Raw genomic sequence first — 12109 nt, forward strand, 5'->3', positions numbered from 1 at the left:
ACACGCTGGCGTGAACAAACTTATAATGACGCTTCACTCTGGCCGGAAGACTAACGCCGCATGAAATATCAGGATTTACGAGACTTTCTCGCGCTGCTGGAACAGCGCGGCGAGTTAAAGCGCATCACTCAGGAGATCGATCCTGTCCTCGAGATGACCGAAATCGCCGACCGCACGCTGCGGGCCGGTGGCCCGGCGCTGCTGTTCGAAAACCCGAAGGGCTACAGCATGCCGGTGCTGTGCAACCTGTTTGGCACGCCGAAGCGCGTGGCAATGGGTATGGGCCAGGAAGAGGTCAGCGCGCTGCGCGAAGTGGGTAAGCTGCTGGCGTTTCTGAAAGAGCCGGAGCCGCCGAAGGGGTTCCGCGATCTGTTCGATAAGATGCCGCAGTTCAAACAGGTGCTGAACATGCCGACCAAACGGCTGCGTAATGCGCCGTGTCAGGAAGAGATTTTCAGCGGTGACGAGGTCGATCTGGCGCGCATCCCGGTCATGAAATGCTGGCCGGGCGATGCGGCGCCGCTGATTACCTGGGGATTAACCGTCTCGCGCGGACCGCATAAAGAGCGGCAGAACCTCGGCATTTATCGTCAGCAGGTGATTGGTAAAAATCGGGTGATCATGCGCTGGCTGTCGCATCGCGGTGGCGCGCTGGATTTCCAGGAGTGGTGCAAAGCGCATCCCGGTGAACGCTTCCCGGTGGCGGTAGCGCTGGGCGCCGATCCGGCCACCATTCTTGGCGCGGTCACGCCGGTGCCGGATACGCTATCGGAATATGCGTTTGCCGGTCTGCTGCGCGGCAACAAAACCGAGGTGGTGAAGTGCGTTTCGAACGATCTGGAAGTGCCGGCCAGCGCCGAAATCGTGCTGGAAGGCTACATCGAACCGGGCGACATGGCGCCGGAAGGGCCGTACGGCGATCACACCGGCTACTACAATGAAGTAGACAGCTTCCCGGTGTTTACCGTGACGCACGTAACCCAGCGGCGCAACCCGATTTACCACTCCACCTACACCGGTCGTCCGCCGGATGAGCCCGCGGTACTGGGCGTGGCGCTGAACGAAGTGCTGGTGCCGATTCTGATCAAACAGTTCCCGGAGATTGTGGATTTCTATCTGCCGCCGGAAGGCTGCTCTTATCGCCTCGCGGTAGTGACGATTAAAAAACAGTATGCCGGTCACGCCAAGCGCGTGATGTTCGGCGTGTGGTCGTTCCTGCGCCAGTTTATGTACACCAAGTTTGTGATTGTGTGTGACGATGACGTCAACGCGCGTGACTGGAACGACGTGATTTGGGCCATCACCACGCGGATGGATCCGGCGCGCGATACGGTACTGGTAGAAAACACGCCAATTGACTATCTCGACTTCGCTTCGCCGGTTTCCGGACTTGGCTCGAAGATGGGACTGGATGCCACCAACAAGTGGCCGGGTGAAACCCAGCGTGAATGGGGGACGCCGATTGTGAAAGATCCTGCGGTTACGGCGCGTATTGATGCAATCTGGGATGAGTTAGCGATCTTTGCCGAGCCGCCGCAGCGCTGATGGCGGCTGAGAACCATAAAAAAGGGCACCTATGACGACGTTAAGCTGCAAAGTGACTTCGGTTGAAGCAATTACGGACACGGTTTACCGCGTGCGGTTAATTCCGGCGGCGGATTTTAGCTTCCGCGCCGGCCAGTATCTGATGGTGGTGATGGATGAGCGCGACAAGCGCCCGTTTTCGCTTGCATCGACGCCAATGGAAAAGGACATAATTGAGCTGCACATTGGTGCCTCAGAGCTGAACCTGTACGCCATGGCGGTGATGGATCGCATCAAAAATGATCGGCAGATCACCGTGGATATGCCGCACGGCGACGCCTGGCTGCGTGAAGACAGCGCGCGGCCGATTGTGCTGATTGCCGGCGGCACCGGCTTCTCCTATGCGCGTTCGATTCTGCTGACCGCGCTGGCGCAGCAGCCGGATCGCGATATCGCTATCTACTGGGGCGGCCGCGAGCTGAGACATCTGTACGATCTGGATGAACTCAATGCGCTGGCGGTGAAGCATCCGAACCTGAAAGTGATTCCGGTGGTGGAGCAGCCGGCGGAGGACTGGCAGGGGCGCAGCGGCACGGTGCTGACCGCGGTGATGCAGGATTATGCCAGCCTGAGCGGACACGATATCTATATTGCTGGCCGGTTTGAGATGGCAAAAATTGCCCGCGAGCGCTTCTGTGCCGAACGTGGTGCGTTAGAAGCGCAGATGTATGGCGATGCGTTTGCCTTTATCTGATGTGTGACACGGTGCGCATGCACGTGCCGCTGCAAAAAAAAGCCCGCCCGGTTAGGCGGGAACACGTGCAAGTGTAGTGGTCAACGTATTAAACCCGTTCGAATACCGTCGCGATGCCCTGGCCTAAGCCAATGCACATGGTTGCCAGACCAAACTGTGCATCGCGACGCTCCATCAGATTCAGCAACGTGGTGCTGATACGAGCGCCGGAACATCCCAGCGGATGCCCGAGTGCGATTGCGCCGCCGTTAAGGTTCACTTTCTCATCCAGCTGCTCCAGCAGCCCTAAATCTTTCAGGCACGGCAGCGTCTGCGCGGCGAAGGCTTCATTGAGTTCGAACAGATCGATATCCTGCACGCTCAGCCCGGCGCGCTTCAGCGCCAGCTTACTGGCCGGTACCGGGCCGTAACCCATGATCGACGGATCGCAGCCGACCACCGCCATGCTGCGGATGCGTGCGCGCGGCGACAGCCCCAGTTCGCGCGCGCGGCTTTCGCTCATGATCAGCATGGCGGCCGCGCCGTCGGACAGCGCCGACGAACTGCCGGCGGTGACCGTGCCGTTGACCGGATCGAACGCCGGACGCAGCGCGGCTAAGCCTTCAAGGCTGGTGTCCTCGCGAATCACTTCGTCGCTGTCATAGCGTTTCAGCACGCCATCGGCATCGTGGCCGTAGGTCGGCACGATTTCGCGTCTGAAATCACCGCGCTGAGTGGCGGCCGCAGCGCGCTGGTGTGAACGCAGCGCGAAGGCGTCCTGCTGTTCACGGCTGATGTGGTGCATGCGCGCCAGCATCTCGGCGGTCAGCCCCATCATGCCAGCCGCTTTCGCCACGGTGCGCCCCAGGCCGGGATGAAAATCCACGCCGTGGTTCATCGGTACGTGGCCCATATGTTCCACGCCGCCAATCAGACAGCTGTGGGCATCGCCGACCATAATCGCGCGCGCCGCATCGTGCAGCGCCTGCATGGACGAGCCGCACAGGCGATTGACGGTGCTGGCCGGCACGCGATGCGGGATCTCCGCCAGCAGCGCGGCGTTGCGGGCGATATTAAAGCCCTGTTCCAGCGTCTGCTGCACGCAGCCCCAGATAATGTCATCCAGCGCGGCGGCATCGACGGCCGGATTGCGGCTGAGGAGTTCGCGCATCAGATGGGCGGAGAGATCCTCGGCGCGCACCTGGCGAAAGGCGCCGCCTTTGGAACGGCCCATCGGCGTGCGCACGGCATCAACAATCACTACGTTTTCCATGTTCATTACCTCAGGCAGTTTGCAGCGCCGCTGCGTCAATCGGTTGAGCGACGGGATACCAGCTCTGATGCTGGTGGGCTTTCTGAACCAGCAGCTCAGGTAGCGCGTACAGCGGGCCGAGCGCGAGGTAGCGTTTAGCCTGATCGACGACATTGCTGATGCCCAGCGTGTCCATATAGCGGAACGCGCCACCGCGGAACGGCGGGAAGCCTAAGCCATACACCAGCGCCATATCCGCCTCGGCGGGGGAAGCGATGATGTTTTCTTCGAGGCAGCGCACCACTTCGTTGAGCATCGGCAGCATCATGCGGTTGGCGATCTCTTCATCGCTGAATACCCGCTTCGGTTCACATACCGGCTCCAGCAGCGCATCGACATCTGCATCGGCGCGCTTCTGCGCTTTGCCTTTTTTATCCTGCTCCCAGCGGTAAAAGCCCTGGCCATTTTTCTGGCCGTAGCGTTTGGCTTCAAACAGCACATCAATGGCATCGCGGTAATCTTTCTGCATCCGCGACGGGAAGCCCTGCGCCATCACCTGTTGCGCATGATGCGCGGTATCAATGCCCACCACGTCCAGCAGCCACGCCGGCCCCATCGGCCAGCCAAACTGCTTCTCCATCACTTTATCGATCTGGCGGAAGTCCGCGCCGTCGCGCAGTAGCAGGCTGAAGGCGGCAAAGTAGGGGAACAGCACGCGGTTCACAAAGAAGCCGGGGCAGTCATTCACCACAATCGGCGTTTTGCCCATCTTGCTGGCCCACGCCACCACTTTGCTGATGGTGGCTTCAGAGGTTTGCGCACCGCGAATCACTTCGACCAGCGGCATACGCGGCACCGGATTGAAGAAGTGCATGCCGCAGAAATTTTGCGGACGCTGCAGCGCCTGCGCCAGCTGGCTAATCGGAATGGTGGAGGTATTCGAGGCCAGCACGGCATCATCCCGCAGTTGCTGCTCGGTTTCAGCCAGCACTTTGGCTTTGATTTGCGGGTTCTCGACCACCGCTTCGACCACCACATCGGCGCGATCAAAGCCGCTGTAATCCAGCGTCGGCTGAATGCTCGCCAGCACGCTCGCCAGCTTCGTGCCGTCGATTTTGCCGCGCTCCAGCTGCTTGTTAAGCAGCTTGCTGGCTTCATTCATGCCCAGCGTCAGCGCCTGCGGATTAATATCTTTCATCTTCACCGGCACGCCTTTCCAGGCCGACTGCCAGGCGATCCCGCCGCCCATGATGCCTGCGCCCAGTACCGCCGCCTGCTCTGGCGTGCCGGCCGCGCTGCTGTGTTTCTTCGCCAGGCCTTTTACGTACTGGTCATTGAGAAAGATGCCAACCAGCGCGCGTGCCACATCGCTCTGCGCCAGCGGCACAAAAGCAGCGGTTTCCAGCTTCAGCGCATCATCACGACCTAAGCCCGCTGCCGCTTCGATGGTTCGCACCGCGGCGATCGGCGCTGGATAGTGTTTACCGGCGGTTTGCTGCACCATGCTTTTGGCGAGGGTAAAACTCATCGCGGCTTCAATCGGACTGAGCTTAAGCGGTGCCAGCTTCGGCGCACGACGCGCCTGCCAGCTTCCCTGGGCTATGGCATCCTGCAGCATGGTCAGCGCCGCGCTGCGCAGCTTCTCGCTGCTGACCACCGCATCCACCAGACCGAGCTTCAGCGCGCCCGGGCCATCAATATCTTTGCCGGCGGCGATGATCTCCAACGCGCTGTCGGCACCGAGCAGGCGCGGCAGACGCACGCTGCCGCCGAAGCCCGGCATAATGCCAAGTTTGGTTTCCGGCAGGCCAATGCGCGCGGTGGGCGTGGCCACGCGGAAGTCGGTCGCCAGCACACACTCGCAGCCTCCGCCCAGTGCGTAGCCGTCAATGGCGGCGATGGTCGGCACCGGCAAATCTTCCAGACGATTAAAGATGCTGTTGGCGAATGTCAGCCACTGGCTGAGCTGCTCAGCGGGCGCATCAAACAGCGACAGGAATTCTGTGATATCCGCCCCGACAATAAACGCCGGTTTGGCGGAAGAGAGCAGCAGGCCGCGCAGCGTGCTTTGCTGCTCCAGTACGCTCAGCGCCTCGCCTAAGGCGGCGACAGTTTTGGTATCAAGTTTGTTCACCGAACCGGGCGCATCAAAAACCAGCTCGGCGATGCCATCGTCAAGCCAGTGCACTGAAAGGGTATCGCCTTGGTAGAGCATGTCCGTCTCCTGAAACGCGAAAGATGATCTGGTCATACCAGATGATCAGGAGTGTGGGTGTCATGTTAATTTTTTGCAAACGAGAGTTTGCTTATTTGATACGGCGATCACAGCGCGCGCAGCACGGCATCCCCCGCGCGGCTGTGCTACACTGCCGCCACTTTCGCGACATCGGAGACAAGTCCATGGATTCACTGAAAACCCTGTATCACGCGCATATTTCAACGCTGCAGCAGCGTGCGCAACAGGTGCTGGCGCGCTTTAAGCTGGACGCCATGCTGATTCATTCAGGCGAGTTGCTGACCGTATTTCTTGACGATCATGACTATCCGTTTAAGGTGAATCCCCAGTTTAAAGCCTGGGTGCCAGTGACCCAGGTGCCCAACTGCTGGCTGTGGATCGATGGCGTGAATAAACCCAAACTGTGGTTCTACTCGCCGGTCGATTACTGGCACAACGTCGAGCCACTGCCGGACAGCTTCTGGACCCAGGATGTCGAGGTCATCGGCCTGAAAAACGCTGACGATATCGCTCAGCTGTTGCCGGCACAGCGCGACAATGTGGCCTATATCGGGCCGGTACCGTCCCGCGCCACCCAACTGGGCATCCGCAGCGAGGGGATCAATCCTCAGGGCGTCATCGACTTCCTGCATTATCATCGCAGCATCAAAACCGATTACGAGCTGGCCTGTATGCGCGAAGCGCAGAAGCTGGCGGTGGCAGGCCATCGCGCAGCGAAAGAGGCGTTCTTCTCCGGCATGAGCGAGTTTGATATCAATCTTGCCTATCTGACCGCCACCGGCCACCGTGACATTGATGTACCGTATGGCAATATCATCGCGCTGAATGAACATGCTGCGGTACTGCACTACACCCGGCTTGATCACCAGCCGCCGGCGAAACGTCACAGCTTCCTGATTGATGCCGGCGCAGAGTATCTTGGCTATGCGGCCGATTTGACGCGGAGCTACGCGGCGCAGAGCAAAACGCGCTACGCGGAAATGGTTGCTGCGATGAATAAAGAAGAGCTGGCGCTGATCGCCACGCTGAAAGCCGGCGTGCGCTATACCGATTACCATCTGCAAATGCATCAGCGCATCGCGCGTCTGCTGCTGAAGTTTGAACTGGTGCAGGGGCTGAGCGAAGAGACGCTGGTGGCGGAAAACCTCACCGGTCCCTTTATGCCGCACGGCCTCGGCCATCCGCTGGGCCTGCAGGTGCACGACGTTGCCGGGTTTATGCAGGACGACAGCGGCACGCATCTGGCAGCGCCATCGCAATATCCTTATCTGCGCTGTACGCGGGTGCTGCAGCCGGGCATGGTGCTGACCATTGAACCGGGCTTCTATATTATCGATTCACTGCTGGCGCCGCTGCGCAGCGGTAAGTTCAGTCAGCACTTTGACTGGCAGGCAATTGATGCCCTGAAGCCGTACGGGGGCATTCGTATCGAGGATAATGTGGTGATTCACGCCAGCCGCATCGAAAACATGACGCGTGACTTGCATCTGGCCTGATGGACGCTTACGACATTCCCGCTGAGGCCGTCAGTCTCAGCGAGGAGACCATCAAAAAGAGCCGCTTTATTACCCTGCTGGCGCATACCGATGGGGTGGCCGCTGCGCGCGCCTTTGTGCAGCAGGTAAAGCACGAACACCCGACCGCGCGGCATCACTGCTGGGCCTGGGTGGCGGGCGCGCCCGATGATTCACAACAGCTGGGGTTTTCTGACGATGGCGAACCCTCCGGCACGGCCGGTAAGCCGATGCTGGCGCAGCTGATGGGCAGCGGCGTGGGCGAGATCACCGCCGTGGTGGTGCGCTATTATGGCGGTATCATGCTGGGCACCGGCGGGCTGGTGAAAGCCTACGGTGGCGGCGTGCAGCAGGGGCTGAAGCTGCTGGCGCGCCAGCGCAAAGTGCCGATGCAACGTTTTACCCTGCAGTGTGACTATGCGCAGCTGAGCGATATAGAGCGTCTGCTGCAGCGTTTTGACGGCAGTATTGAACAGAGCCATTATCAGGATCGCATTACGCTACGTCTGGCGTTGCCCCATCCGCAGATTGATGGCTTCAGGCAAAACCTTTCTGATTACAGCCGGGGCGCTTTGGCGCTGATCCCGCTGGACAACTAACCGCATCTGTTTAAAGGAAACGGCTGAATGCATTTTCGCGCCATTACCCGCATCGTGGGCCTGCTGGTGATTCTGTTCTCGGTAACCATGATCCTGCCTGGCTTAGTGGCCCTGATTTATCGCGACGGTGCCGGGCGCGCGTTCAGTCAGACGTTTATGATGGCGATCGTCATCGGTTCGCTGCTGTGGTGGCCCAACCGCAAACAAAAAAGTGAGCTGAAACCGCGTGAAGGCTTTCTGATTGTGGTGCTGTTCTGGACCGTGCTGGGCAGCGTGGGGGCAATGCCGTTTATCTTCGCAGAGCAGCCACATCTGTCGGTGACCGACGCCTTCTTCGAATCGTTCTCTGGCTTAACCACCACCGGTGCCACCACGCTGGTGGGGCTAGACTCGCTGCCGAAAGCCATTCTGTTCTATCGCCAGATGCTGCAGTGGCTCGGCGGTATGGGGATCATCGTGCTGGCGGTCGCTATTCTGCCGATTCTTGGCGTCGGCGGTATGCAGCTGTATCGCGCCGAAATGCCGGGGCCGCTGAAAGATAACAAAATGCGCCCGCGCATTGCCGAAACCGCGAAAACCCTGTGGCTGATTTATGTGCTGCTGACGGTGGCCTGTGCATTGGCGCTGTGGCTGGCGGGCATGCCGATGTTTGATGCTATCGGCCACAGCTTCTCGACCATCGCCATCGGCGGTTTTTCTACCCATGATGCCAGCATCGGCTACTTCAATAGCCCGACCATTAATACCATCGTGGCGATTTTCCTGCTGATCTCCGGCTGTAACTACGGCCTGCACTTCTCGTTGCTCAGCGGGCGAAACCTGAAAGTCTACTGGCGCGATCCGGAATTCCGCATGTTCATTGGCGTGCAGCTGACGCTGGTGCTGATTTGTACCCTGGTGCTGTGGTTCCATAATGTCTATTCCAGCGGCTGGCAAACCCTCAATCAGGCGTTCTTCCAGGTGGTATCGATGGCGACGACGGCGGGCTTTACCACCGACAGTATTGCGCGCTGGCCGCTGTTCCTGCCGGTACTGCTGCTGTGTTCAGCCTTTATCGGCGGTATGGCGGGTTCGACTGGCGGTGGCCTGAAGGTGATTCGTATTCTGCTGCTGTGCAAGCAGGGGTCGCGCGAACTGAAACGCCTGGTGCATCCCAATGCGGTCTATACCATTAAACTGGGGAACCGTGCGCTGCCGGAACGTATTCTCGAAGCAGTGTGGGGCTTTTTCTCGGCTTACGCGCTGGTGTTTCTGGTCAGCATGCTGGCGATTATCGCCACCGGCGTGGATGACTTCTCGGCCTTCGCCGCGGTGGCGGCGACGCTGAATAACCTTGGCCCGGGTCTGGGTGTGGTGGCAGATAACTTCACGTCGATGAATGATGTCGCCAAGTGGATTTTAATCTCCACCATGCTGTTTGGACGCCTTGAAGTGTTCACGCTGCTGGTGCTGTTCACGCCCACCTTCTGGCGCGAATAATAAAACAGGAATGAGTGATGAAAGCGTTAATTCTTTATTCCAGCCGTGACGGGCAAACCCGTGAAATCGCGGCGCGTATTGCCCGCACGCTGACACCGCAGCAGCTGTGCGATGTGCTGGATCTGGCGCAGGCACCGCAGGTGGAGTGGGCACAGTATGATCGCGTTCTGATTGGTGCCTCGATTCGCTATGGTCACTTCCAGCCCGAGCTGATGAAATTCGTCACGCAATATAAGGCGGAACTGCAGCAGCGCGTCAGCGGCTTTTTCAGCGTCAATCTTACTGCGCGCAAAGCCGATAAGTGCACGCCGGAAACCAATGCCTATACGCGTAAGTTCCTGGCGCAGTCACCGTGGCAACCGGATCGCTGTGCGGTGTTTGCCGGTGCGCTGCGCTATCCACGCTATCGCTGGTTCGATCGCATCATGATTCAGTTCATTATGCGTATGACTGGCGGCGAAACGGATACCACCAAAGAAGTTGAATACACTGACTGGCAGCAAGTCACGCTTTTTGCCCAGGATTTCGCACAGTTACCAGGCAAATTGCCGCAAAATAACGCGTAGTGGTGAAATTTAGGCCGAACGATCATTTTTTTGCAATAAACCCTTGTCAGCCAGAATTAACTCCCTATAATGCGCCACCACTGAGACGGCAAAGCGGCAACGCAGACGGCTCAGCAGGGCGTGAAGTGATTCACCCCGCCGGAGAAAAACGCTGAAAAAAGTGTTTGACTCTGAAGGAGGAAAGCGTAATATACGCCACCTCGCGACAGCAGGCCGAACGCCGCGTCGCACCGCTCTTTAACAATTTATCAGACAATCTGTGTGGGCACTCGCAGGATTGATATCAGCGTCTCCGGACGTAAAAAATATCAAGTCTTTGCTGAGTGAACACGTAATTCATTACGAAGTTTAATTCACAGAGCATCGCTGCACTCGTTGCAGCAAATCAAACTTTAAATTGAAGAGTTTGATCATGGCTCAGATTGAACGCTGGCGGCAGGCCTAACACATGCAAGTCGAACGGCAGCACAGAAGAGCTTGCTCTTTGGGTGGCGAGTGGCGGACGGGTGAGTAATGTCTGGGAAACTGCCCGATGGAGGGGGATAACTACTGGAAACGGTAGCTAATACCGCATAACGTCGCAAGACCAAAGTGGGGGACCTTCGGGCCTCACACCATCGGATGTGCCCAGATGGGATTAGCTAGTAGGTGGGGTAATGGCTCACCTAGGCGACGATCCCTAGCTGGTCTGAGAGGATGACCAGCCACACTGGAACTGAGACACGGTCCAGACTCCTACGGGAGGCAGCAGTGGGGAATATTGCACAATGGGCGCAAGCCTGATGCAGCCATGCCGCGTGTATGAAGAAGGCCTTCGGGTTGTAAAGTACTTTCAGCGGGGAGGAAGGCGGTGAGGTTAATAACCTCGCCGATTGACGTTACCCGCAGAAGAAGCACCGGCTAACTCCGTGCCAGCAGCCGCGGTAATACGGAGGGTGCAAGCGTTAATCGGAATTACTGGGCGTAAAGCGCACGCAGGCGGTCTGTTAAGTCAGATGTGAAATCCCCGGGCTTAACCTGGGAACTGCATTTGAAACTGGCAGGCTTGAGTCTCGTAGAGGGGGGTAGAATTCCAGGTGTAGCGGTGAAATGCGTAGAGATCTGGAGGAATACCGGTGGCGAAGGCGGCCCCCTGGACGAAGACTGACGCTCAGGTGCGAAAGCGTGGGGAGCAAACAGGATTAGATACCCTGGTAGTCCACGCCGTAAACGATGTCGACTTGGAGGTTGTGCCCTTGAGGCGTGGCTTCCGGAGCTAACGCGTTAAGTCGACCGCCTGGGGAGTACGGCCGCAAGGTTAAAACTCAAATGAATTGACGGGGGCCCGCACAAGCGGTGGAGCATGTGGTTTAATTCGATGCAACGCGAAGAACCTTACCTGGCCTTGACATCCAGAGAACTTAGCAGAGATGCTTTGGTGCCTTCGGGAACTCTGAGACAGGTGCTGCATGGCTGTCGTCAGCTCGTGTTGTGAAATGTTGGGTTAAGTCCCGCAACGAGCGCAACCCTTATCCTTTGTTGCCAGCGGCTCGGCCGGGAACTCAAAGGAGACTGCCGGTGATAAACCGGAGGAAGGTGGGGATGACGTCAAGTCATCATGGCCCTTACGGCCAGGGCTACACACGTGCTACAATGGCGCATACAAAGAGAAGCGACCTCGCGAGAGCAAGCGGACCTCATAAAGTGCGTCGTAGTCCGGATTGGAGTCTGCAACTCGACTCCATGAAGTCGGAATCGCTAGTAATCGTAGATCAGAATGCTACGGTGAATACGTTCCCGGGCCTTGTACACACCGCCCGTCACACCATGGGAGTGGGTTGCAAAAGAAGTAGGTAGCTTAACCTTCGGGAGGGCGCTTACCACTTTGTGATTCATGACTGGGGTGAAGTCGTAACAAGGTAACCGTAGGGGAACCTGCGGTTGGATCACCTCCTTACCTGAAGATACCTTCCCGCGAAGTGCTCACACAGATTGTCTGATAGAAAAGTAACGAGCAGGACGGCTGCGAAGTCGTGACACTTTGTGTCCCCTTCGTCTAGCGGTTAGGACTCCGCCCTTTCACGGCGGCAACAGGGGTTCGAATCCCCTAGGGGACGCCACTGCTTGGTGACAGGTGAAAGGTGTCTCCACAGAATATCTCAAAACTGACGGTAACGTCGTGTTTGAGATATTGCTCTTTAACAATCCGGAACAAGCTGAAAATTTG

General features: G+C 58.1%; 8 protein-coding genes, 1 tRNA gene and 1 rRNA gene. 8 read left to right on the forward strand and 2 right to left on the reverse strand.

The genetic code is table 11. The features are described 5' to 3' along the window. Window positions 1-60: 60 nt before the first annotated feature. Complete coding sequence (gene ubiD / locus KOL70_RS13555) at window positions 61-1545, forward strand: 4-hydroxy-3-polyprenylbenzoate decarboxylase (RefSeq protein ID WP_021506941.1); 1485 nt, start codon at window positions 61-63, stop codon at window positions 1543-1545. Window positions 1546-1576: 31 nt separating this feature from the next. After that, window positions 1577-2278 carry an NAD(P)H-flavin reductase gene (gene fre / locus KOL70_RS13560; protein WP_021506940.1) on the forward strand — a complete coding sequence of 234 codons (702 nt, stop codon included), beginning with the start codon at window positions 1577-1579 and terminating at the stop codon, window positions 2276-2278. A gap of 88 nt (window positions 2279-2366) precedes the next feature. On the opposite strand, the gene fadA is transcribed toward fre, so the two are convergent. After that, the gene (gene fadA / locus KOL70_RS13565) at window positions 2367-3530 is read right to left on the reverse strand and encodes an acetyl-CoA C-acyltransferase FadA (protein WP_215480781.1); all 1164 of its coding nucleotides are present in this window, start codon (window positions 3528-3530) and stop codon (window positions 2367-2369) included. A 10-nt stretch (window positions 3531-3540) separates the two neighbouring features. Continuing rightward, a complete protein-coding gene (gene fadB / locus KOL70_RS13570) occupies window positions 3541-5724 on the reverse strand; it encodes a fatty acid oxidation complex subunit alpha FadB (protein WP_058781593.1) in 2184 nt (727 codons plus the stop codon). A gap of 185 nt (window positions 5725-5909) precedes the next feature. Between fadB and pepQ the strand changes: the two genes are divergently transcribed. The 6 genes from pepQ (at window position 5910) to KOL70_RS13600 (ending at window position 12002) form a co-directional block, all read left to right on the forward strand. Next, on the forward strand, window positions 5910-7241 hold the full coding sequence (pepQ, locus tag KOL70_RS13575; protein ID WP_058758128.1) for a Xaa-Pro dipeptidase: 1332 nt from the start codon (window positions 5910-5912) through the stop codon (window positions 7239-7241). Further along, complete coding sequence (locus KOL70_RS13580) at window positions 7241-7858, forward strand: IMPACT family protein (protein ID WP_021506936.1); 618 nt, start codon at window positions 7241-7243, stop codon at window positions 7856-7858. Before pepQ ends, KOL70_RS13580 begins: the two co-directional genes overlap by 1 nt. 27 nt (window positions 7859-7885) lie before the next feature. Further along, on the forward strand, window positions 7886-9337 hold the full coding sequence (gene trkH / locus KOL70_RS13585; RefSeq protein ID WP_021506935.1) for a Trk system potassium transporter TrkH: 1452 nt from the start codon (window positions 7886-7888) through the stop codon (window positions 9335-9337). A 17-nt stretch (window positions 9338-9354) separates the two neighbouring features. After that, window positions 9355-9903, forward strand: coding sequence for a menaquinone-dependent protoporphyrinogen IX dehydrogenase (gene hemG / locus KOL70_RS13590; RefSeq protein ID WP_058775529.1), 549 nt, complete (start codon window positions 9355-9357; stop codon window positions 9901-9903). Between the two features lie 394 nt (window positions 9904-10297). Next, window positions 10298-11839 (forward strand): 16S ribosomal RNA (locus KOL70_RS13595). 88 nt (window positions 11840-11927) lie between these two features. Further along, window positions 11928-12002, forward strand: a tRNA-Glu gene (locus KOL70_RS13600). Window positions 12003-12109: the final 107 nt, after the last annotated feature.

Origin of the sequence: Pantoea sp. B270, assembly GCF_018726825.1 — a bacterium.
Lineage (GTDB): Bacteria > Pseudomonadota > Gammaproteobacteria > Enterobacterales > Enterobacteriaceae > Pantoea > Pantoea dispersa.

Excerpts from the sequence above, each read along its gene's own strand:
- pepQ (WP_058758128.1), top strand. The coding sequence starts at position 5,910 with ATGGATTCACTGAAAACCCTGTATCACGCGCATATTTCAACGCTGCAG.
- fre (WP_021506940.1), top strand. The coding sequence starts at position 1,577 with ATGACGACGTTAAGCTGCAAAGTGACTTCGGTTGAAGCAATTACGGAC.
- hemG (WP_058775529.1), top strand. The coding sequence starts at position 9,355 with ATGAAAGCGTTAATTCTTTATTCCAGCCGTGACGGGCAAACCCGTGAA.
- fadA (WP_215480781.1), bottom strand. The coding sequence starts at position 3,530 with ATGGAAAACGTAGTGATTGTTGATGCCGTGCGCACGCCGATGGGCCGT.
- fadB (WP_058781593.1), bottom strand. The coding sequence starts at position 5,724 with ATGCTCTACCAAGGCGATACCCTTTCAGTGCACTGGCTTGACGATGGC.
- KOL70_RS13580 (WP_021506936.1), top strand. The coding sequence starts at position 7,241 with ATGGACGCTTACGACATTCCCGCTGAGGCCGTCAGTCTCAGCGAGGAG.
- trkH (WP_021506935.1), top strand. The coding sequence starts at position 7,886 with ATGCATTTTCGCGCCATTACCCGCATCGTGGGCCTGCTGGTGATTCTG.
- ubiD (WP_021506941.1), top strand. The coding sequence starts at position 61 with ATGAAATATCAGGATTTACGAGACTTTCTCGCGCTGCTGGAACAGCGC.